General features: G+C 71.4%; 21 protein-coding genes. 15 read left to right on the forward strand and 6 right to left on the reverse strand.

What is annotated here, in order from left to right:
- The 3 genes from IPK24_08890 to IPK24_08900 all read left to right on the forward strand — a co-directional run bounded on the left by IPK24_08890 (position 1) and on the right by IPK24_08900 (position 4,100).
- Positions 1-888, forward strand: coding sequence for a hypothetical protein (locus IPK24_08890; GenBank protein MBK8075663.1), 888 nt, complete (start codon positions 1-3; stop codon positions 886-888).
- The gene (locus IPK24_08895; protein ID MBK8075664.1) at positions 831-2,714 is read left to right on the forward strand and encodes an FAD-dependent oxidoreductase; all 1,884 of its coding nucleotides are present in this window, start codon (positions 831-833) and stop codon (positions 2,712-2,714) included. Before IPK24_08890 ends, IPK24_08895 begins: the two co-directional genes overlap by 58 nt.
- A gap of 249 nt (positions 2,715-2,963) precedes the next feature.
- Positions 2,964-4,100 (forward strand): hypothetical protein, encoded by a 1,137-nt coding sequence (locus tag IPK24_08900; GenBank protein ID MBK8075665.1) that lies wholly within the window; start codon positions 2,964-2,966, stop codon positions 4,098-4,100.
- A gap of 39 nt (positions 4,101-4,139) precedes the next feature.
- Here IPK24_08900 and IPK24_08905 read toward each other — a convergent pair whose 3' ends face one another.
- The gene (locus IPK24_08905; GenBank protein MBK8075666.1) at positions 4,140-5,243 is read right to left on the reverse strand and encodes an NADH-quinone oxidoreductase subunit D; all 1,104 of its coding nucleotides are present in this window, start codon (positions 5,241-5,243) and stop codon (positions 4,140-4,142) included.
- 98 nt (positions 5,244-5,341) lie between these two features.
- Here IPK24_08905 and IPK24_08910 point away from each other — a divergent pair, with 98 nt between their 5' ends.
- On the forward strand, positions 5,342-5,833 hold the full coding sequence (locus tag IPK24_08910) for a PH domain-containing protein (protein ID MBK8075667.1): 492 nt from the start codon (positions 5,342-5,344) through the stop codon (positions 5,831-5,833).
- An 8-nt stretch (positions 5,834-5,841) separates the two neighbouring features.
- The gene (locus tag IPK24_08915) at positions 5,842-7,320 is read left to right on the forward strand and encodes a PH domain-containing protein (GenBank protein ID MBK8075668.1); all 1,479 of its coding nucleotides are present in this window, start codon (positions 5,842-5,844) and stop codon (positions 7,318-7,320) included.
- 38 nt (positions 7,321-7,358) lie between these two features.
- Here the strand turns inward: IPK24_08915 and IPK24_08920 are convergent, their stop codons facing one another.
- On the reverse strand, positions 7,359-7,811 hold the full coding sequence (locus IPK24_08920; protein MBK8075669.1) for a hypothetical protein: 453 nt from the start codon (positions 7,809-7,811) through the stop codon (positions 7,359-7,361).
- 120 nt (positions 7,812-7,931) lie between these two features.
- Positions 7,932-8,876 (reverse strand): SAM-dependent methyltransferase, encoded by a 945-nt coding sequence (locus IPK24_08925; protein MBK8075670.1) that lies wholly within the window; start codon positions 8,874-8,876, stop codon positions 7,932-7,934.
- Positions 8,877-8,936: 60 nt separating this feature from the next.
- Between IPK24_08925 and IPK24_08930 the strand changes: the two genes are divergently transcribed.
- Positions 8,937-9,851 carry a GNAT family N-acetyltransferase gene (locus IPK24_08930; protein MBK8075671.1) on the forward strand — a complete coding sequence of 305 codons (915 nt, stop codon included), beginning with the start codon at positions 8,937-8,939 and terminating at the stop codon, positions 9,849-9,851.
- On the forward strand, positions 9,848-10,966 hold the full coding sequence (gene menC, locus IPK24_08935) for an o-succinylbenzoate synthase (GenBank protein MBK8075672.1): 1,119 nt from the start codon (positions 9,848-9,850) through the stop codon (positions 10,964-10,966). The genes IPK24_08930 and menC overlap by 4 nt, the downstream gene beginning before the upstream one ends.
- Positions 10,967-11,369: 403 nt before the next feature.
- Here the strand turns inward: menC and IPK24_08940 are convergent, their stop codons facing one another.
- Positions 11,370-12,509: an ATP-binding protein gene (locus IPK24_08940; protein ID MBK8075673.1), complete on the reverse strand. Its 1,140-nt coding sequence runs from the start codon at positions 12,507-12,509 to the stop codon at positions 11,370-11,372.
- A gap of 235 nt (positions 12,510-12,744) precedes the next feature.
- Positions 12,745-13,500, reverse strand: coding sequence for a methyltransferase domain-containing protein (locus tag IPK24_08945; GenBank protein MBK8075674.1), 756 nt, complete (start codon positions 13,498-13,500; stop codon positions 12,745-12,747).
- A gap of 74 nt (positions 13,501-13,574) precedes the next feature.
- Between IPK24_08945 and IPK24_08950 the strand changes: the two genes are divergently transcribed.
- The 5 genes from IPK24_08950 (at position 13,575) to IPK24_08970 (ending at position 17,862) form a co-directional block, all read left to right on the forward strand.
- Positions 13,575-14,528, forward strand: coding sequence for a DUF2520 domain-containing protein (locus IPK24_08950; GenBank protein ID MBK8075675.1), 954 nt, complete (start codon positions 13,575-13,577; stop codon positions 14,526-14,528).
- A 114-nt stretch (positions 14,529-14,642) separates the two neighbouring features.
- Positions 14,643-15,629 carry an SPFH domain-containing protein gene (locus tag IPK24_08955; GenBank protein MBK8075676.1) on the forward strand — a complete coding sequence of 329 codons (987 nt, stop codon included), beginning with the start codon at positions 14,643-14,645 and terminating at the stop codon, positions 15,627-15,629.
- Positions 15,626-15,811 (forward strand): hypothetical protein, encoded by a 186-nt coding sequence (locus IPK24_08960; protein MBK8075677.1) that lies wholly within the window; start codon positions 15,626-15,628, stop codon positions 15,809-15,811. Before IPK24_08955 ends, IPK24_08960 begins: the two co-directional genes overlap by 4 nt.
- 42 nt (positions 15,812-15,853) lie before the next feature.
- Complete coding sequence (locus IPK24_08965) at positions 15,854-16,786, forward strand: pantoate--beta-alanine ligase (protein ID MBK8075678.1); 933 nt, start codon at positions 15,854-15,856, stop codon at positions 16,784-16,786.
- 140 nt (positions 16,787-16,926) lie between these two features.
- Positions 16,927-17,862 (forward strand): nicotinate-nucleotide diphosphorylase (carboxylating), encoded by a 936-nt coding sequence (locus IPK24_08970; GenBank protein ID MBK8075679.1) that lies wholly within the window; start codon positions 16,927-16,929, stop codon positions 17,860-17,862.
- A gap of 48 nt (positions 17,863-17,910) precedes the next feature.
- On the opposite strand, the gene IPK24_08975 is transcribed toward IPK24_08970, so the two are convergent.
- On the reverse strand, positions 17,911-18,969 hold the full coding sequence (locus IPK24_08975) for a hypothetical protein (protein ID MBK8075680.1): 1,059 nt from the start codon (positions 18,967-18,969) through the stop codon (positions 17,911-17,913).
- A 235-nt stretch (positions 18,970-19,204) separates the two neighbouring features.
- Between IPK24_08975 and IPK24_08980 the strand changes: the two genes are divergently transcribed.
- The 3 genes from IPK24_08980 (at position 19,205) to IPK24_08990 (ending at position 20,855) form a co-directional block, all read left to right on the forward strand.
- Positions 19,205-19,741 (forward strand): hypothetical protein, encoded by a 537-nt coding sequence (locus tag IPK24_08980; protein MBK8075681.1) that lies wholly within the window; start codon positions 19,205-19,207, stop codon positions 19,739-19,741.
- Positions 19,742-19,784: 43 nt separating this feature from the next.
- Positions 19,785-20,033, forward strand: coding sequence for a hypothetical protein (locus tag IPK24_08985; protein ID MBK8075682.1), 249 nt, complete (start codon positions 19,785-19,787; stop codon positions 20,031-20,033).
- A 477-nt stretch (positions 20,034-20,510) separates the two neighbouring features.
- Entirely contained in the window at positions 20,511-20,855 is a 345-nt protein-coding gene (locus IPK24_08990; protein MBK8075683.1) for an Lsr2 family protein, read from the forward strand.
- Positions 20,856-20,949 lie beyond the last annotated feature (94 nt).

Raw genomic sequence — 20,949 nt, forward strand, 5'->3', positions numbered from 1 at the left:
GTGACGATGCCGCAGAGAGTCGCTCAGCGCGACCTGGGGTGGACGGTCACCGCGGTGCTGATCGGGTTCGGGGCGCTCACTGCGCTCGCCGTGATCGCGCTGTGGGTGGGCGCCGACCGGACGGCCGATGTCTTCGCGTGGACGATCCGGCCGCCCCTGTCGGCCGCCTTCCTCGGTGCCGGGTACGGCGCGGGGTGCGTCCTGGTGATCGCGATGCTGCGAGACGGGCGCTGGGCGGCGGCCGGCGGCCCGTGGCTCACCATCTGGGTGTTCACGCTGTTCACATTGCTCGCCACCGTGCTGCACCGGGATCGGCTGCACCTGAACGACGATGGCCTGCCGCGCCTGGCCGCCTGGTTCTGGGTGATCGTGTACGTGGTGGTGCCGGCGACCATGTGCGGGGTCCTGATCGCTCGGTCGCGGTGGGTTCACCGGCGGGCCGGCGCGGCGGTGCCCCGGGCGCGAACGGACGGCACCGGAGGCCTGCCCCGGCCGATCCGGCTGTCGCTGCTGATGCAGGCCGTGCTGTTGAGCGTCTGCGGCGCGGGCCTGGTGCTGGCCGTCGACCCGCTGCTGCAGGGCTGGCCCTGGGCGCTCACGCCGTTCATGGCGCGGATCACCGGCGCCTGGGTGATCGCCTTCGCGGTGGCAGCGGTGTGGGCGGTGCGTACCGAGGCCCACCTGCTGGTTCCCGCCGCCCTCGGGTACACCGCCTTCGGAACGCTGGAGCTGACAGCGCTGGCGCTCTTCCTGGAGGATGCCCGCCGCGGACCCGCCCTGGCCGGCTACGTGGTCATGGTGGTCTGGGTCGGCCTGACCGGTGTGGCGGGGTGGCGCGCGGCGACCCGGGCGGCGGGGACGTCGTCCGGGGCGCGGGGGGCGTCATGACCGCGGACGGCGGCGCGCCCGACACCCGTCCGGTGATCCTGGCGGCCAGCCGCGAGCCGCATGTGCAGGCCGCCCTGGATGCCGCACTGTCCGGCCGGTATGGCACCGACTACCGGGTGATGGTGCTGTCCGATCCGGACGAGGCGAGTGGGGCGGTGGCGGATCTGGCCGGCCGGGCGCCGATCGCCATGATCCTGATCGGCTACGGCGGCGCCGACCCTGATGGCCTCGACGTCCTCGCCCGGGCCGGAGCCCTGGATCGCAGTGCGTTGCGCGTGGCGGTGGTGCGCTGGGGGGACTGGTCCACCACCGGCCCGATCTTCGAGGCGATCACCCTCGGCCGGCTGGACCGCTGGGTGATGCGGCCCGGGCCGACCCGCGACGAGGAGTTCCACCGCAGCGTGAGTGAGGTGCTCGAGGAGTGGTCCTCGCGGGCCGGGCAGGGGTTTCAGGCGGTGCGGGTGGTCGGTCCCCGATGGTCACCGCGCACACAGGAGTTGCGAGATCTGTTCGCCCGCAACCGGATCCCTGCGGCGTTCATCTCCGCCGAGGAGCCCGAGGGGGAGGCAGCGCTGGCCTCGATGGGGCTGGTCGAGCCGGCGCTGCCGGTGGTCGAGCTGCGGTTCACCGCCGAACCGACGGTGCTGTGCGCCCCCTCCGGTCTCGACATTGCCCAGGCCTTCGGGTTGATGAAGCCGCTGGCCGAGGACGACGTCTTCGACGTGGCGATCGTCGGCGGTGGGCCGGCTGGGCTGGGCGCCGCGGTCTACGCCGCCTCCGAGGGACTGCGGACGCTCGTGATCGAGGCCGAGGCGGTCGGGGGACAGGCGGGCACCAGTTCGCTGATCCGCAACTATCTCGGCTTCCCGACGGGGCTGAGCGGCAGCCGGTTGACCTTTGCCGCCTATCAACAGGCGTGGGCCTTCGGGGCACGATTCCTGTTCATGCGCTCGGCCACCTCGCTCGAGACGGTCGACGGGGCGCTCCGGATCGGGCTGTCGGACGGGACGGCGGCTCGGGCGCGCACGGTGGTGCTGGCGCTGGGTGTGACGTATCGCCGATTGGGGGTGCCGGAGCTGGAGGCGCTGCAGGGACGCGGTGTCTTCTACGGCGCCGCGGTGGCCGAGGCTCAGGCGATGCGGGGCCGGCATGTCTTCGTGGCCGGTGGCGGCAACTCCGCGGGCCAGGCCGCCGTCCACCTGGCCCGGTATGCCCGGCAGGTGACCATCCTGGTGCGCCGGGCCGGGCTGGCCGAGACCATGTCGGACTACCTGGTGCGCGAGATCGAGTCCCTGCCGAACATCAGCGTTCGGCCCAGGGTGCAGATCGTGGGGGGTCGGGGTCAGGGCTTCGTCGAGGCGATCGAGCTCGAGGACCTCGACAGCGGCCGGCGCGAGGCGGCCGAGGGGGTGCTGTTCGTCTTGATCGGCTCGGTGCCGCGCACCGACTGGCTGCGCGGTGCCGTGGCGCTGGACCGCTGGGGGGCGATCCTGACCGGTCCCGAGGTCGTGGCAGGGTCACCGGACGACGCCTCTGACAGCGCCCCGGACGACGCCCTGGACGGCGCCCTGGACGACGGACCGGTCGAGCCGCGATGGACGCAACAGCGTCCGCCGATGGCCCTCGAGACCTCTCGACCCGGGGTGTTCGCGGTCGGCGACGTTCGGGCCGGGGCCGTCCGGCGGGTGGCCTCGGCGGTGGGCGAGGGAGCGCTCGTGGTGACCCTGATCCACCGCTGTCTGGCCGCGTCCGAGCCTCGTCACGGCGACGATGTCGGTGTGACCACTGTGACTGGTGAAAAGGGTGTTGCGAGCACGGGTACGTAGGGTGAGTAGCCGCAAATCGGACACAGAAGTGGGGGCGGCGATCGGCGTCCTCGGCGTGACCAGCGGCGCTGTCCGCAGAGTGGCTCGAAAAGACCTCGTCAGAACACGTCGGTGTGTCGAGGCCCGGTTACCAGATGTGTTGGGCCGATCCGCCTAGGTTTGGTCGCCGTGAAGGGACGCCACACCTCGGGAGATGACGGGCAGCGCTGGGCGCCGAATGCGAAGCAGGCCGCCCTGTCGATAGCACCCATGACCGCGCTCGTGATAGCGCTCGGCGCCGGCGGCGCCGGCCTCGCGCTGCACCGCGCCGACCTGGCCGCGGCCGGTGCCGCCTCGGGTGTGTTCGGGGTGGCGCTGGAACAGGCGAACTCCCGAGCCGGCCGACGGCGACTGCGCACCGACCGGGCGCAGCTGCGTGCCCGGATTCGGGACCTCGAGCTCGCGGTCGCCGAGGCGCACCGCGAACGGGACGCCGCGCCATCGGTGTTGCGGCCCACGCCGCCGCCCTCGCCGATCACCGGTCCGTTGCCGATCGTGGACGCCTTCGACCGGGCCGCCTCGCCCGCGACACCTCGGTCGTTGCCGATCCTCACCTCGAACCGCCGGGGGCTGCAGTCCTGTGCCCCTGGTCTGCCCGGGACGCCGGTGCCGGCTCGATCGGCGGCCGGGCTCGGCCCGTTGAACCTGTTCGGTCTGCCCGCGCAGCGCCCGCCGGCGACCCCGATCACCGGCCTCGAGATGTCGATGACCCGGGACCCGTCGCTGCCGGTGCTGCCGCCGGGGCCGGGTGCCCCGGTGCTCGCCACGGCCGGGGTTCCGGTGCTGGAGCCCGGACCCACCGAGTCGGTCGAGGCCCACAGTGGCTCGCGCGCCGGGGTGGGACGACACGCCGGCCACGGCCGTCATGCCGTCATGCGCCCCGAGGACGAGCAGCGACGCGTGACCGCAGGGCGAGCCGAATCGCAGCCGTCCTTCGACGCCCTGGCCGATCTGGCTCTGATCGGTGCTGCCCTGGCCGATGATCTGGCCGCCGCCGCGGTGGTCGACCTGCGCACCGTGCCCGAGCGGCACCCGGCCACCGCGACCATGGCCCCCGACCAGGTCGAGGCCCTGGTCTACGCCTCGATCAGCAGCGCGGCCGCCCAGGACGACTTCGTCCTCACCCTGGAGCGTCCCGAGCCGCGCCCGGCGAGCCTGTTCGAGCCGGCCTCGCGGGGGCACCACGACGCCGGCGAGCGGTCGGTCGTGGTCGATCAGGCCGCGATGCGCCAGTTGGCCGAGGGAGCCCGAGCCGCCTCGCGGGCGATGCGTCCCGGTGTGCCGCCGTCCCCGTTCTTCACGCCCGGGGCCTTCGTGCCGGACGACGCCGCGCGCACCGCGTCCTGACGCCTCGCGGTGCGCTCGCGCGGCAGGTGAGCCTCGGGCTCACTTGTCGACGTCGCCCACCACGAAGAACATCGAGCCCATGATCGAGACCATGTCGGCGACCAGGGTGCCCGGCAGCAGCTGCGAGAGCACCTGTACGTTGTTGAAGGACGCCGAGCGCAGCTTGAGCCGCCACGGGGTCTTCTCGCCCTTGGAGACGAGGTAGTACCCATTGATCCCCAACGGGTTCTCGGTCCAGCGGTAGATGTGGCCCTCGGGCACCTTGAGCACCTTGGGCAACTTGACGTTGATCGGTCCGCGGGGCAACGAGGCCAGGGCGTCCAGGCTGGCCTGGGCCAGGTCGAGGCTGACGTGTACCTGTTCGACCAGCACCTCGAGCCGGGCGAAGCTGTCCCCGGCGGTACGGGTCACCACCCGTCCCGGCCCCCCCGGCGCGAACAGCTCGCCGTAGGCCAGATAGGGGTCGTCGCGGCGCAGGTCGACGTCCAGGCCGCTCGCCCGTCCGATCGGCCCGCTGACGCCGTAGGCGGCAGCCAGCTCGCGGGGCAGCACGCCGACCCCCTGGGTGCGTCCGCGCAGGATCTCGTTGCCCAGCAACAGGTTCTCGAGATCGGGTAGGCGCGAGCGGACGGCGGCGATGGCTGCGGCCACCCGGCCGATCCAGCCGGCGGGCAGGTCCTCCTTGAGGCCGCCGACCCGGTTGAACATGTAGTGCATCCGGCCGCCGGAGATCTCCTCCATCACGGCCTGCAGCTCCTCCCGCTCGCGGAAGGAGTAGAAGACAGGGGTGATGGCGCCCAGCTCGAGCGGATAGGAGCCCAGGAACACCAGGTGGCTGAGCACCCGGTTCAGCTCGGCGAGCAGGGTGCGTGCCCAGACCGCCCGAACCGGCACCTCCATGCCGAGCATCTGCTCAGTGGCCAGCACGACGCCCAGTTCGTTGGCGAAGGCGCTCAACCAGTCGTGGCGGTTGGCCAGCACGATGATCTGGCGGTAGTCGCGCACCTCGAACAATTTCTCGGCGCCGCGGTGCATGTAGCCGACCATCGGCTCGGCGGCGGTGATCCGTTCGCCGTCCAGCACGATGCGCAGCCGCAGCACGCCATGGGTGGCGGGGTGCTGGGGGCCGATGTTGAGCACCATGTCGGCCGTTGCCAGCGAACCGGCTCCCAGGCCCACCTCGAGTTCGCGCGCCGAGCTCACGCCGCGAGTCTGCCACGCCCCTGTGGGATCCTGCCCGTATGGCAGGTTCCGACCCGTTCGACGTGGCCGGCGTCCAGTGGCGTCCGGTCTCACCGAAGCTGGCCACCGTGCGCCGGATCGTGCTCGCGGTCTGGTGTCTGGTGGCAGCGCTGCCGCCCCTGGTGGTGGGGGTGTGGCTCGGCCGGTGGTGGGTGGGTGCCCTCGCGGCGCTGCCCCTGGCCGGCCTGGCCTGGGGGTCGTGGCTGATCGGGCGTCAGGTGAGTGCCTGGGCCTACGCCGAGCGCGATGAGGATCTGCTGGTGCGGGCCGGCCGGATCTGGCGACGCATGGTCGTGGTGCCCTACGGCCGGTTGCAGTACGTGGACGTCGACGAGGGGCCGATCGCGCGGATGTTCGGCCTGGCCTCGGTGCAGTTGCACACCGCCTCGGCCGGGACCGACTCGCAGATCCCCGGCCTCGAGGCGGCCGAGGCGGCCCGGTTGCGAGATCGGCTCACCGAACGCGGTCAGGCCCAGCTGGCGGGGTTGTGAGCGAGCCGCTGCCCGAGCGTTTGCCCGACGCATTGCAGGCCGCTCTCGCCGACGGCTCCTGGAAGCGGGTGCACCCACTGACCCCGCTGATCCGGTCCTGGCAGGCCGTCGCCATCGTCGGCTTCTTCATCGTGCGCGACCTGGGCGAGAGCTGGTTGCGCAACGACGGCGGGCGAGGTGACGGATCAGGCGTGCCGCTGCCCGGACGCGACGTCTCGCTGCGCGTGTGGCTGGCCGGCGGCGGGATCCTGGTGGTGGTGCTGGTCGCTGTGATCGCCCTGATGGTGCTCTCGTGGCGGATGACGCGCTACCGGGTCACGGCCGACGCGCTGGAGCTGCGCCGGGGAGTGGTGTTCCGCCAGCACCGGCTGGCCCAGCTCGACCGGCTGCAGGCGGTGGACGTCGTCCAGCCGTTGTTGGCCCGGATCTTCGGCCTGGCCAAACTCACCGTCGAGGTGGCCGGCGCCGGGCACTCGGCCATCGAGCTGTCGTATCTGAGTGAGGCCCGGGCCCGGGCCGTGCGCAACCATCTGCTGGCCTCCGCCGCGGGACTGGACTATGCCGCCGCCGGGGTGGCCGAGGCGCCCGAGGCCCCGGAGCACCATTGGCTCGAGGTACCTCCGGCACGGTTGATCGGCTCGATCGCGCTGTCCTCGGCCACCGTGGTGCTGGTCATCAGTGCGATCGTGCTGATCACGGTGAGTCTGGCCACCGGCGAGATGGCGCCGTTCGCCGCCCTGGTTCCCGCCGCCCTGGGTCTGGGCGGTGGGTTGTGGTCGCGGTTCAGCCGGGGCTTCGGCTTCCGGGCGGCGATCTCGCCGGACGGGTTGAGACTGCGCCATGGTCTGCTCGAGGCTCGGACCCAGACGGTGCCGCCGGGCCGGGTGCAGGCGGTGCGCCTGCGTCAGTCGCTGCTGTGGCGGCGCGCGGCCTGGTGGCAGGTGGAGGTCAACATCGCGGGCTACGGCGGGAGCGGGGACGCCGCCCAGGGCAAGACCGAGACCCTGCTGCTGCCGGTCGGCACCCGGCAGGAGGCCATCGGGGTGTTGGCGTTCGTCCTGCCCGACCTCGGCGCCGAACCGGACGAGCAGCCGTATCAGCTGCTGGACGCCGCCCTGGTGGGCAGCGGGCCGGCGCACGGCTTCGTCACCTCACCCCGGGCGGCTCGCCGGTTCGACTGGATCTCGTGGCGTCGCAACGGGTTCCGGGCGACCCGGACGGCGCTGCTGATCCGGCGAGGGGTGCTCAACCGCACCCTGGTCGTGGTGCCTCATGCCCGTACCCAGAGTCTGGGCGTGACCCAGGGTCCGTTGCAGCGGCGGTGGGGGCTGGCCTCGTTCGCGTTGCACTCGACGCCCGGGCCGATCACGCCGGTGGTCGAGCACCTGGCCGAAGGTGTTGCGGCTCAACTGCTCTCGGATCAAGCGGCACGAGCACGGCAGGCGCGCGCGATCGCCGGCCCGGAGCGCTGGATGCGCCGGCCTTGAGCCGGCCCTGAGCCTGTCGGATCAGTAGGCGCCCTCGATCAGACCGTTCCCTCGGCGAGCGCGTTCACGTCGATGGCGGGGGCATGCCGGTGCGTGGCCAACCGGACGTAGGTGCGGGCCGCGGCGTCCTTACCCGCCCCGAGGACCGAACTCAGCATGCCGACGCCCTGGGCCACCTCATCCGAGGGAGCGGTGTCCACCCAGCGCTGCCACATGGTCTGCTCCAGGGCATTGAAGGTGGTCTGCACCTCGATCAGGTCGAAGCCGGCGTTGAAGCGTTCGGCGGCAAGGCCTTCGCAGTGCCTGATGATGTGCGCCAGGTCGCGGTGGTGCAACGAGATCATGATGTGCTCGTACAGGTCGCCCAGACTGGCGCGCGTGAGCTGGTCCCCCCAGGACTCGTAGTGCGCGAAGTGGGCCGTGCGCAGCGTGTGTTCGGCCGCATCGAGAATCTCGGTGGTCATGTTCTTGAGCACCGCATAGACGTCCATACCCTGCGTCCTCCCATGGCTGTGGACATCGGTCCGACCACCATGGTTACCGTCGGCGCCCGGCGGGTCAGGGGGCCAACGTCCTCGGGCACATGAGCCTCACATCACGCGTTACCCGCTTCACGGATGCTGTACCAGCCATCCGAAGGCTCCCAGACCGGCTGCATCGATCAGTTCGGCCTCGGCCGCAACCCGCGCCAGCGCGGCCGCCGACCACCCCTCACCCTCCAGGAGCCGGCCCCGGACGCCGAGTCGGCGCAGCGCCGTCCGCTGGTCGGTGAGCTCGACGGTGCGCGCCCCCGACCGCTCGCCGGCAGCGGCCACGGCGTCCAGCGCCACGTGCGCCGTGAGATCGCACGAACCGTCCGGGACCGGCGCCACCAGTCGGCCGGCGCGGTAGCCGACCAGGCTGCCGCCGGGCGGCCGGTCGTCGCGATGGTGGGCGTAGTCCACCGCCAGCACCGCCCTCGCGCCGCCCGCCCGGGCGCGCGACAGCAGAGCGGCCCACCAGGCGTCCCGCGTGGTGCCGGCCTCGGCGCGCTCGCCCTCACCCACCGGCCACCAACGTCGGCACCAGTCCTGTTCGTCGGGGCCGGCCTGCTCGCCGAGCTGCTCGGTGCCGTCACGCTCGACCAGGACGACGCGCAGCGCGCCGTCCTCGCGCGCCACCACCGGGCAGGCGACCACGTCGAGCACCTCCCAGGCCACCACCAGGGCTTTCTCGAAGACGGCTGCGTCGGTCTCGTCGAGGCCGCCGGACCAGGTGACACTCGCCGGCAGGTCGGGGGGACGCTCGACGACGTCCACCCCATGGAGTCGCAGCGGCGGCGAGCCCGGCAGGGCGCTCGTCGCCATCGCCAGTGCGGTCAGCAGCTCGCCGCGGCCGGCGCCGACGTCGACCACGGCGGTGGCGCCGTGGTCGGTGGCCAGGCGCAGCAGCGCCCGGGCCAGGGTCGGCCCGGCGGCGTGGCTGGCGGTGCGGAAGTGCCCCGCCGGTCCCTCGGGCCGACGGTAGAAGCCGTGCGGACCGTAGAGTGCGGCCGACCACGCGGCGTCCCAGGGCATCACGTCCCCAGAGTGGCATCGCCGCGGCTCCGGCGAGGACGTGTGGGGTCAGGAGGGCTCATGAGCGATCTGGAGGCGGCGCGGCGGGCCGCGAACCGGGCCGCGTCGGCGGCCGGTGTGGTGGTGGTCGAGGTCGAGGGAACCGATGCCCGGCGCGGCACCGCCGCGGTCGAGCGGGTCTTCGACGCGATCTGGGACACCGGCGGCGCCTCGGTCATGCCGGACGAGATCCTGCGGATGTACGCCCTCACCGGGCAGTACCTGACCCTGGCCTGCGAACCGGCCCAGGCTGAGGGCGAGGCCGGCGCGGGTGAGGTGATCGCCGCCAGCCTGGCGCTGTTCGCCGCCCCTGCGGGTACGGCGTTGCACAGTCACATCACCGGGGTGCTGCCTGCCGGGTTGGGGCGCGCCGTCGGGTATGCCCTCAAGCTGCACCAGCGCGTCTGGGCGCTGGAGCGCGGCATCGAGGTGGTCAGCTGGACCTTCGATCCGCTGATCCGGCGCAACGCCTGGTTCAACCTCGGCAAGCTCGCCGCGCGGCCGGTGCGCTATCTGGTCGACTTCTACGGCGCCATGCCGGACGCGATCAACGCCGGTGACGCCACGGACCGGCTCTACCTGCACTGGCGGCTGGCGTCGGCCGAGGTGTGTGCCGCGGTGGACCGGCCGGACGGCCCGCCGCCCGAGGTGCTGGAGGCAGCTGCCTTGCGCCGCAACGGGTTCGTCGACCTGATCGAGCTCGCGAGCGACGGCTCGCCGACTCCGGTGAGGCACGGGGGAGAGTCGGCGCCGGGGGTGTTGGTGGCGATCCCCGCGGACATCGAGGCCTTGCGGCGCACCGATCTGGACGCCGCGTTGCGCTGGCGGCACGTCGTCCGGCAGGCGCTGACCACCTCGCTGGTAGCCGGGATGCAGATCAGCGGGATCACCCGGGACGGGCACTACGTGTTGGTGCGAGCTCAGGAGGAACGATGAAACTCATTGGTGTGGAGGGCATCCGGATCGCGATGCCGCTGGTGTCGCCGTTCCGGACCTCGTTCGGTACCGAGACGGCGCGGGACGTGCTGCTGCTGCGGGCCGAGTTCCGGCTGCCCGACGGGCGCGACGTCGAGGGCTGGGCCGAGTGTGTCAGCGACAACAACCCCTACTACAGCAGCGAGTACGTCGAGGGCAGCGTCGAGGTGCTGCGCCGCTACCTGGTGCCGATGGTGGCGGCGGTCGACGACCTGCACCCGGATGCGGTGGCTCCCGCCCTGGCGCGGGTGAAGGGGCACCGGATGGCCAAGGCTGCCCTCGAGACCGTGATCCTCGATGCCTGGTTGCGCGGTGCCGGCGTCCCGCTGGCCCGCCACCTGGGGGCGACCCGGGCCGCGGTGCCCTGCGGCGTCTCGGTGGGGATCATGGACTCGATCCCGCAGCTGCTCGACGCGGTCGAGGGCTACCTCGCCGAGGGGTACGTGCGGATCAAGCTGAAGATCGAGCCGGGCTGGGACGTCGAGCCGGTGCGCGCCGTCCGGGAACGCTTCGGCGACATCGTGTTGCAGGTCGACGCCAACACCGCCTACCACCGCAGCGACGCCGCGCACCTGGCCCGGCTGGACCCGTTCGACCTGCTGCTGATCGAGCAGCCGCTCGACGAAGAGGACGTGCTCGGTCACGCCGCGCTGGCCCGGGCGATCCGCACCCCGGTCTGCCTGGACGAGTCGATCGTCTCGGCGCGGGCCGCTGCCGACGCCATCGCGCTGGGCGCCTGTCACATCGTGAACATCAAGCCGGGCCGGGTCGGGGGCTACCTCGAGGCCCGGCGGATCCACGACGTCTGCGCCGCGGCGGGCATCCCGGTGTGGTGTGGCGGCATGCTCGAGACCGGCATCGGTCGGGCGGCGAACCTGGCGCTGGCCGCGCTGCCGGGATTCACCCTGCCCGGCGACACCTCGGCGTCCCGGCGGTACTACGCGCGCGACGTCACCACGCCCTTCGAGTTGGACGGCGGCACGATCGACGTGCCGACGGGTCCGGGCATCGGCATCGACCCGCTGCCCGACGTGCTGGCCGAGCTGACGACGTCCCGTACCCGCCTCACCGCCTGACCACCACCCCGTGATCATGTAAGAAATGCACAAACCGCCGGTGCGGGCGAACCGGCGCAGGGTCCAGGTGTCGTTGTGCCAGATCAGGGCCGTCCCGTCCGACGCGCCGTCGTCGCGTGGCGCCGATGAGGTGCAGTGGCAGGTGGCCGGATCCTCGCCGTCCCGGGGACGTTCGGTGCCGGTGAGCGGCCGGACTGGATGGGTACGGGCGTCGTCCGCGCGCTGGAACGGGAAGGCGTCCCAGCGCGTGGTGCCCTCAGGCGGGGACGCCGCGAGCGTGCGCTCGTCGTCCAGTTCGGCCTCGACCCGCCATGATCACCGTTCTATCGTAGTTTGCTCCGGCTGAACCGGTGGAGACTGCGATCTCACGGTGATCATGGTGGGGACCTGGGGGTGGTGAGCGTCAGAACTCGGCGATCTGCGCCAGGTCGGACAGTGGCACGGCATCGATGGACGGCGCCAGCGGAAATTGTTCGTACCCAGGGTGAATCACCGCGATCCGATCGAGCTCGAGATCATTGACAGCGTTGCGCATGGACGGGGTGACCCGTGGCGAACTGGTGCGCTTGATCTCCACGCCGATGCTGCGTCCGCCCCGAGCGAAGAGCAGGTCCAGCTCGGCTCCCGATTGTGTTCCCCAGAAATAGAGCGGCGTGGGATCGAGCAGCTGGGAGATCTGCTCGATCACGAAGCCCTCCCAGCTCGCTCCGACCTTGGGGTGGGCCAGAACGGAATCCATCGAGTCGAGCCCCAGCAGGGCGTGAACGATGCCCGAGTCGCGGATATACACCTTGGGGGATCGCACCACCCGCTTGCCGATGTTCGCGTACCACGGCGGCAGCTGTCGGACGACGAGCGCATCGGTCAGCGCGTCCAGGTACCGCCGGGTCGTGGGTTGCGAGACCCCCAGTGCGCGTGCCAGTTCAGAGCCGTTCCAGGTTTGCGCGTGGTAGTGCGCGAGCATGGTCCAGAAGCGACGCATGTGGCTGGCGGGCAACCGGAACCCCAGCTGGGCGAGATCACGTTCGAGAAACGTGGCGATGTAGTTGGAGCGCCACGTGAGCGAGTCGTCGAGGTCTGCCGTGAAGGCCGCTGGAAGGCTTCCCTGCAGCCAGAGTCGGTCCGAGCGAGCGCTGCCGACGTCGCCGAGGCGTAGGCCCGAGAGTTCGATGATCTCGACCCGACCTGCGAGGGACTCGGCCCCGAGGCCGACCAGTTCGGGAGAGGCGCTGCCGAGAACCAGGAACCTCGCCGGGCTGGGGCGGCGGTCGGCCAGGACCCGCAGGACCGGAAAGAGCTCGGGTGCGTGTTGCGCCTCGTCGATCACCACCAGACCCTGCAGGGACTCGAGGGCCAGCATCGGGTCGCTCAGGCGCGCGGCGTCCCGGGGGTTCTCGAGGTCGAAGATGGCGGCGGGTTCGTCAGCCGCCACCTCGCGCGCCAAGGTCGACTTGCCGGCCTGGCGAGGGCCGACCAACAAGACCACGGGTGAGCGGGCCAGGGCCGTGCGAACCCGCGCCAGATCGGCTACGCGTGCGATCATTCAGCCAACTTACCAGGTCTTTTGAATGTGACACGTTCAATTTACATGGTGAAATGGGCAAAGGGTGAGGAGCTGGCAGCTCACGTTCGCCATGATCACTGTTGGATCGCAGTTTGCTCCGGCTGAACCGGTGGAGACTGCGATCTAACGGTGATCATGGCGGGATCCGGGCATGAAGGGAGCAGGAAGCCAGGGAGGGAGGGGGGAGAGCGAAGGCGACGCGCGCGACGGCGCGTCAGATCGGACGGCGCAGCACCAGCGCGACATCCGTGACCGTGAACAGGAAGCGCCCATCGTCGGCGAGCTTGCGCAGGCCGGCGACCCAGGCAGCCGCCTTCGCTGCGAGTTGGGCGTCGTCCGCCGCGGCGGCCAGGACGCCGCGGGCGACCTTCCAGCCGACGGAGTGTTCGTCGAAGCGACGGTGGGTGTCGGCCCAGGTCTCGACGGTCTCGATCTCGAAGCTGGTGGCTCGCGCCAGGCCGAGCAGTTTGCGGCCCATGAAGCCGTCGGCGCGTTCGGCCCACTGGGGCACGCTGGAGACGAACCGGTCGACCAGTAGTCGGGTCAGGGCGTCGTCGTCGCTGGCGAACAGGGTGGTGTCCCAGTCGCTGTGGGCCAGCACCAGCAGCCCCCCGGGTCGCAGCACCCGGTAACAGTCCTCGACGTGTACCAGGGCATCGGCCACGTGCTCGGCCACGTTCACCGAGACCACCCGGTCGAGGCTGACGTCGGCGAAGGGCAACGGCTCGTCCAGATCGGCGATCAGTGAGCGCACCCGCACGTCGCCGAGCAGGTCGTCGTCCAGGTCGGACGAGGTGTCGACGGCGTGGAATCGCACCGGACAGTCCGCGGCCTCGGCCTCGACGATCATGGCCCGCAGCGTGCGACCGTAGCCGGTGGCCAGATCGGCCACCTCGAGCACGTCGCGCACGGCATCACCCACGGGCCTGCGTAGGTCCGCGAGCTGGGCGATCCGGTCATGACGTCCCACGTTCGTCAGGCTAACGTCACTGCTCGTGACATCGGAGCCATCGGCCGCCCTGCGGGTCAGACCGTGAGCACATCGTGACCGACCCGACATTCAGCTCAGCCTCCCCCGATCCCTCCGAGCGCCCGGGACGCCTCGGTGTCGGCGTGGTCGGGGCCGGCCGGGTGGGTGCGGTGCTCGGCAGTGCGCTGCGGGCGGCCGGGCATGCCGTGGTGGGGGCCTCGGCGGTCTCGGCCGCCAGTCGTGAGCGGGTCGAGGTGATGTTGCCGGGGGTGCCGGTGCTGCCCGTGCCCGATGTGATCGAGCGCGCCGAACTGGTGCTGCTCACCGTGCCGGACGACGCGCTGACCGAGCTGGTCGCCGGGCTGGCGACCGCGGGGATCTGGCAGCCGGGTCAACTCGTGGTGCACACCTCCGGCCGATTCGGCTGGCGGGTGCTGACCGCCGCGGCCGGCCGCGGCGCGATCCCGTTGGCGTTGCACCCGGCGATGACCTTCACCGGCACCAGCCTGGACCTGTCCCGGTTGGTCGACTGCTGCTTCGGGGTCACCGCGCCGAATCCGGTGTTGCCGATCGCGCAGGCCCTGGTGGTCGAGATGGGCGCCGAGCCGGTCGTGGTCGCCGAGGAGGCCCGCCCGCTCTATCACGCGGCGTTGGCCCACGGCGCCAATCACCTGGTCACGCTGGTTGCCCAGGCGCTGGACCTGTTGCGGGGCGCGGGAATCGAGCCCGCGGATCGGGTGCTGGCCCCGTTGCTGTCGGCCGCTCTGGACAATGCGCTGCGCGCCGGGGACGGCGCCCTGACCGGCCCGGTCGCCCGCGGGGACGCCGGAACCGTGGCGGCACACGTGCAGGCGTTGACCGCGGCCGATGCGGTGGCCGAGGCGGCCGGCGCCGCTCCGGCGGTGCTGCCGCTGTATCGCGCGATGGCCCGGGCCACCGCCGAACGGGCGCTGGCCTCGGGGCGGTTGAGCCCCGAACGCGCCGAAGCGTTGCTCAGTGCGCTGGCGCAGCCCCCCGAGGAGCCCTGACCATCGGCTCGGCAGGAGCACTCGCCGCCGCGCGCCTGGCGCAACTGATCGCAAAGTGATATCACTTTGCCATCTCGGTGCGCTGTGCACCGCCGGTGAGCTCCTGGAGGAGCCATGAACGACACGTCCGTGCCTGCCGTCCCTGCCCGGTCTGCCGAACCTGCCGTGGCACTCGTCGGTGCCGTCGACATCCGCGAACGCCGGGCCTGGCACGTCAACGGATTCCTCGGTCTGCTGATCGCGTTGATCCTCGGCGGGCTGGCGGTGGTCCTGCTGTTGTGGTCGGCGAGCCGGACCGGCACGTCGCTGCCCGATGGTGACATGACCGGCAGCGTCGGGGTCGTCGACATCGCCCTGATCGTGCTGGCGCTGCTGTGCCTGGTCCTCGCGGTGTCGCTGCTCGCCTCGACCACGGTGATCCAGCCGGGGCAGACCCGCGTCGTCCAGCTGTTCGGCCGCTATGTCGGCACGGCGCGTACCGCGGGGCTGGTGACCCTGCTGCCCTGGACGTCGCGCCGCAACGTCACGGTGCGGGTCAACAACTTCGACACGCCTCGGCTGAAGGTCAACGACGCCGCCGGCAACCCGGTCGAGATCGCCGCGATCGTGGTCTGGCAGGTGGCCGACACCGCCAAGTCGACGTTCGCCGTCGAGAACACCATGGGCTTCGTCCAGGTGCAGGCCGAGGCCGCCGTCCGGCACGTCGCGCGCTCCTACCCCTACGACGGCCCCGAGGGCAGCGAGTCATTGCGTGGGTCCACCGACGTGATCTCCTCCGAGCTCGCCCGTGAGGTCGCCGAGCGGGTGGTCGCGGCGGGGGTCCAGATCCTCGAGGTACGCATCTCCCACCTGGCCTACGCCCCCGAGATCGCGCAGGCGATGTTGCAGCGCCAGCAGGCCGCGGCCGTGGTCGCCGCGCGCAGCACGATCGTCGAAGGGGCGGTGGGCATGGTGCAGCTGGCGCTGGCCGAACTCAGCCGGCAGGGCGTGGTCGACCTCGACGAGGAGCGCCGCGCGGCCATGGTCTCGAATCTGTTGGTGGTGCTGTGCGGGGACTCCCGGGTCTCGCCGGTGGTGAACACGGGCACCCTCTACGCGTGAGCGGCCCCGAACCGGCCCGTCGCGGTCGAGAGCGCAAGGCGATGGTGCTGCGCCTCGACCCGGAGGTGCACGACGCGCTGGCGCGGTGGGCGGGTGAGGAACTGCGCAGCACCAACGCCCACCTCGAATGGCTGCTGACCCGGGCGTTGACCGATGCCGGACGGCTGAAGCGCCGGGAATGACCCGGTAACGTGATCGTCCGGTTCTGTGGGGCGGCGCATGAGATGGTGCGCGACCCAGTGCCCGGAGGGAGCCTCGTGGACGCCGCACCCGTCGTTGCCCGTACCCGCGCCGAACTGGACGCCGCGCGCGACCGTTTCGGCGGCACCGTCGCCGTGGTGATGACGATGGGCGCGTTGCACGAGGGCCACGCCACGCTCATGCGTCAGGCCCGCACCAGCGCCGACCACGTCGTGTCCACCATCTTCCTGAACCCGCTGCAGTTCGGGCCGAAGGAGGACCTGGCCAAGTATCCGCGGACCTTCGACGCCGACCTCGACCTGTGCACCCGCGAGGGGGTCGACCTGGTCTTCGCACCGGGGCCCGACGTGATCTACCAGGACGGTGACCCGGGGGTGAAGGTCTCGGCGGGTCAGCTCGGTGAGGTGCTCGAGGGGCACAGCCGGCCCGGGCACTTCGACGGAGTACTCACCGTGGTGGCGAAGCTCCTGCACCTGGCCCGTCCGCACCTGGCGCTGTTCGGGCAGAAGGATGCCCAGCAGTTGCTGTTGATCCGGCGCATGGCGCGTGACCTGGACTTCCGATGCGAGATCGTGGCGGTGCCCACGGTGCGCGAGCCCGACGGTCTGGCGATGAGCAGCCGCAATGCGTACCTGAACACGCTCGACCGTGAGGTGGCTCTGACGTTGCCGCGGGCGTTGCAGGCGGGGGAGGCCGCCGCGCCCGAGGGGGCCAGCGCCGTCCGGCGGGCCGCGCGTGCCGTATTGGTTCGCGAACCGCTCTGCCTCGTCGACTACCTCGTGCTGGTGCACCCGGAGACGCTGCGGGACGTGCCCGAGTGGTACCGGGGGGAGGCGCTGCTCGCCGTGGCCGCGCGGGTCGGCACGACCCGGCTGATCGACAACGTGCCGGTGCTGGTGGGGCAGGAGCCGTCCGGGCCGATGTTGATCAGCTCGCCACCGGTCCCGGCGAGCTGATCCGGCGAGCTGATCCGACCCCGATCGACACGACACGCGGGCATGATCTTGGGGTGCACACCGCTCGAATCCTCCCGACCGAGTACCTTCCGTTATGTGGGGGTCACACAGAGATACCTGGCAGGGTGGAGCATTCGAGCATGAGTCGACACCGCGCGGACGGCCCCCGCGCACCGTGGCAGGCAGGAACCCGGGACGCCCTGACGGCGGCCGGGCTCGAGCCGCACTGGGTGCGGGACCTGGTGGTGCGCGCCCTGGCAGAGGATCTCGGCCCCGGGTGGGTCGACGTCACCACCGCGGCCACGGTGCCGGTGGACGACGACCGCCGGGCCGAGGTGGTGGCCGGCCGGGACGGGGTGGCCACCGGGCTGTTGTTGTGGCCGGTGGTGCTCGCCGAGGCCGCGGCACGGCTGGACCTGCCGGTCCCCACGGCCGACCTGCGGGTGCACGACGGTGCCTGGGTACAGGCCGGCGACGTGCTGGCCGACCTGCGCGGCCCGACCCGGGTGCTGCTGGTGGCCGAGCGCACCGCCTTGAACCTGGTGCGGCACCTCTCGGGAGTGGCCACGCATGCGGCGGCCTGGGTGGCGGCCCTGTCCGGCACCGGCACCCGCCTGCTCGACACGCGATGCACCACCCCGGGTCTGCGCCCGCTGGAGCGCTACGCCGTCCGGTGCGGCGGCGGCACGAACGGTCGCGCCGGTCTCTACGACGCGGCGCACGTCACGGTGGCCCATGCGGCCGCCGCCGGCTCGGTCGCGGGGGCGCTGGACGCCGTCCGGCGCCGGTTGCCGGGCGCGCTGGTGCAGGTGGACGTCCAGACGCCGTTGCAGGGGGTCGAGGCGGTGCACGCCGGCGCCCGGTTCGTGGTGTGCGAGCAGTCCGCCCTCGACCAGCTGCCCTCGATGGTCAATCAGATCCGCGCCGCCACCTCGGAGCGGGTCGAGGTGGCCTGTTCGGGTGGTTACCGGCTCGCCCAGGCGCCGCACGTCGCGCGGGCCGGGGTCGACCACGTCTATGTGGACGCCCTGGTGCAGGAGGCGCCGGCTCTCGACATCACGTTGCGGATGTACTGATGCGGGTGCACTGATGCGGATGCACCACCTCAGGCGCCTCGAGCACGATCAGGCGCTGCCCAACAGGGCGTCGTAGATCGACCGGTGGCGTTCGCACACCGTGACGCGTTCGTTCCACCGTGCCGCCGGGTCGCTGCGGTGCACGCCGTCCGCCTCACCCACGGCCCGCAGCACCCCGGCCAGGGAGTCGGCGACCTGCTCGACGTCCTCCCCCGGGGTGTAGTCGAGCGTCGCCGGCCGTTGCCGGCTGGCATGCGAGGACGACGGCAGGACCGCCTGGGTGCCCAGGTCGGCGCACGCCTCGGGCCAGACCGAGTGCGAGCCGTGCACCCCCGGCACCACGGAGACGTCGAGGGCGGACAGGTGATCCCACAGCTTGGCCTCGGTCAACGGCCGGTGCACCAACAGCGAGCCGCCGACCGACTGCACCAGGGCGGCGATGGCCCGCATGGCGTGGGGGGCATAGGCGGTCGCGCCGGCGTCGGTCACCGATTCGTTGACGTGCACCCGCAGGTGGGCACCCGGGGTGGCGGCCACGGCACGGGTCAGGGCGTCGACGAACACCACCGGATCCACCGGCAGGCGCAGGGAGCCGAGATGGGTTCCGACCACCAGCCCGCGCCGACGCGTCGGGCGCGGTGAGCGCATCCGGACGAAGTCGACCGCATGCGGGTGTGGCAGCACCGTGGAGGCCAGGTTCCAGCGTCGCGCGATCTCGCCGGCGGCCGAGTCGGTGAGCGTGAGCACGGCGTCGGCGCGAGCGAGGAGTTCGGCCAGTCGCCGACCGAAGGTGTCGTCGTCGTGGCCCGCCGGATCCCTCAGGTGATAGGCCGTCACCACCAGCGGGGTGCCCGAACGCCGGACGGCGTCCACCGCGGCCCGGGTGGCGTCCACCGAGTCCGGCCCGGTGCTCGGCGGCAGCCCGAGAACGTGCACGATGTCGATCTCGTCCAGGTGGTTCAGCAGCCACGCGACGTCGAAGGAGCCATCGCGTGGCGCTGTCCCCAGCATGGAGACGGTGGTGCGGTGGATGCCGTCGATGCCTTCAGGGTGCGACAGGTGCCGGGCGTAGAGGCTGCGGCCGGGAAGGGTGGCGACGCGGAGCACGCGGCGTCCCTCCCAGGCCGGGCTGGCGCGGCGACGGGTGCGTGACGGTGACACGGGGCGACTCCCGGGGCCGGACGAGATACCTACGTCCTCACCATTCCCCGCAGCGCGGGCTGATAATCACCCACCCTCGCGACATTCCGAGCCACCGTCGCGGCGTGATGACACTGTGTCATTGAAGGACTACTGTGAGCGCCATTCACGGGGGCCACGACAGCGAAGGAACAGACCCGACATGGTGGTGTCGACCCCGACCGCAGGCACCGACCCCCCGACGCAGCCTCCCGCGGCGGATGTGCCGGTACGAGCCCCGGGTCCCCGGGTGGCCGGTGGTGTGGTGCGTCAGCTGCTGCGTTCGGCGGTGACCCTGCAGGCGGAGGACCTGCTGCGCACCATCGGCGCGATGGCCATCGAGCAGCGCGACGTGCGGCAGTGGACCGCGCTGGTCGAGCGGGATGTGCGCGACCTGTCGCGGCTGGCCTCGATCGCGGTGGCCGCCGGCGCGGCGCTCCCGGCGGGCTTCGACGGCGGAACCCCGGACCCGAACGCGCCAGGTTCGGTGATGGAGGGGCTGCTCGCCAGTCACGAGGCCCTGATGAGCGTGCTCCGGCAACTCGCCGAGCGGGCGGATGAGCCCGCGATCAGCCGCGTGGTGGCCGACGTTCTCGATCACCGTGCCGAAGAGGCCGCGGTGCTGCGTGGTCTGGGCGCCGGTCACGGTCTGCCGGCGATGGAGCGATTGGTCCACGGCGCGCTGTCGAAGTACAGCTGAGGCCGGTGAGGTGGCCGTCTGCCCGCGGACGTATCCTCCTGACGTGGTGGATTTCCTCGAAGCGGCGCTTCCCTCGGTCGGTGCTCTCGTCTTCTTCGCGATCGGTCTGCGGGCCTTGGTGCACGCCGACCGCCGCGAACGTATGGCGCTGGCGCGCTATAACCGTGAGGTCGACCACCCGGTAGCCGGTCGCGTCGAGACCGGCCCGGATGGTCCGGGTGGCCCGGATGGCGCAGAGCCGTCGGACGATGTGACCGGCTCCGCCGCGGAGCGCCCAGCAGAGCCCGCCTGAGGTGGTGCGGCTTTCTGGACCGATGGTCGACAACCTGTCAGGTGTAGCGCCGATCGAGTGATGTCGGGGTCGTTCGAAAGCTGTGGCCGAAACGCGTTCACGGGTCCGGTGAAATAGGGCGGCGACACCGGAGTGCGGGTCGGCCGAACCGACGGGCACGGTCATGTTGCCGGGTTGACGAACGGTCGTTCTACCGTGTTCCCCGGTGTTCTTCAGTGGGTTTGGGCGCGCGCAACGATCGCCTGCGGGTCCTTTCGCGAGACCTCGCGATGCTCTTGTTGTGATCAATTCCGGGAAGCGGACCGGAGTTCCCTTCGGGGGCGATGAGTGATCTCGCCCGCATTTCGTGGATATCGATCCCGAGGCCGAAATCGATGCCGAACATGAATCCCTCACGTGCTTTGACTTTTCGACTATTTGGATCCACACTGTCGCTTGCAGTTCCCTCCCTCCCTCCTCCGTAAACAGGAGCAATTCATGGCTCAGAAGGTCCAGGTCATCCTCGTCGACGACGTCGACGGTGGTGAGGCTGAAGAGACCGTCAGTTTCGCGCTGGACGGCGTCAGCTACGAGATCGATGTCTCGGCCGACAACGCCGAGGCACTTCGGGAGTCGATCGCACCGTGGATCGGACATGCTCGTCGCGTCGGTGGCCGTGCATCCGCACGGCGCAGTGCGACTCCCAAGGCTGCCCGCAATGGTTCCGCAGCTCGCGCATCCCTGGGGGATGTGCGCGCCTGGGCTCGCGACAACGGCTTCCAGGTCAGTGACCGGGGCCGGGTCTCGGCCGAGGTGATGGCCGCCTACGAGGGCGCGCACTGACGTCGCGCCATGACATGAACGGTCGGTGATCGACCGTTACCGGGGTGGGCATCGGCCAGATGCCCACCCCGCGTCATGTCCGGGCCGATGGCGC

This window comes from Kineosporiaceae bacterium (assembly GCA_016713225.1).
In the GTDB taxonomy this organism is placed as follows: domain Bacteria; phylum Actinomycetota; class Actinomycetes; order Actinomycetales; family Kineosporiaceae; genus JADJPO01.

Coding starts and splice junctions, on each gene's coding strand:
- IPK24_08900 (MBK8075665.1), top strand. CDS start 2,964: ATGACCGCGCTCGTGATAGCGCTCGGCGCCGGCGGCGCCGGCCTCGCG.
- IPK24_08905 (MBK8075666.1), bottom strand. CDS start 5,243: ATGGTGCTCAACATCGGCCCCCAGCACCCCGCCACCCATGGCGTGCTG.
- IPK24_08910 (MBK8075667.1), top strand. CDS start 5,342: ATGGCAGGTTCCGACCCGTTCGACGTGGCCGGCGTCCAGTGGCGTCCG.
- IPK24_08920 (MBK8075669.1), bottom strand. CDS start 7,811: ATGGACGTCTATGCGGTGCTCAAGAACATGACCACCGAGATTCTCGAT.
- IPK24_08925 (MBK8075670.1), bottom strand. CDS start 8,876: ATGCCCTGGGACGCCGCGTGGTCGGCCGCACTCTACGGTCCGCACGGC.
- IPK24_08930 (MBK8075671.1), top strand. CDS start 8,937: ATGAGCGATCTGGAGGCGGCGCGGCGGGCCGCGAACCGGGCCGCGTCG.
- menC (MBK8075672.1), top strand. CDS start 9,848: ATGAAACTCATTGGTGTGGAGGGCATCCGGATCGCGATGCCGCTGGTG.
- IPK24_08940 (MBK8075673.1), bottom strand. CDS start 12,509: ATGATCGCACGCGTAGCCGATCTGGCGCGGGTTCGCACGGCCCTGGCC.
- IPK24_08955 (MBK8075676.1), top strand. CDS start 14,643: ATGAACGACACGTCCGTGCCTGCCGTCCCTGCCCGGTCTGCCGAACCT.
- IPK24_08965 (MBK8075678.1), top strand. CDS start 15,854: ATGGTGCGCGACCCAGTGCCCGGAGGGAGCCTCGTGGACGCCGCACCC.
- IPK24_08970 (MBK8075679.1), top strand. CDS start 16,927: ATGAGTCGACACCGCGCGGACGGCCCCCGCGCACCGTGGCAGGCAGGA.
- IPK24_08980 (MBK8075681.1), top strand. CDS start 19,205: ATGGTGGTGTCGACCCCGACCGCAGGCACCGACCCCCCGACGCAGCCT.
- IPK24_08990 (MBK8075683.1), top strand. CDS start 20,511: ATGGCTCAGAAGGTCCAGGTCATCCTCGTCGACGACGTCGACGGTGGT.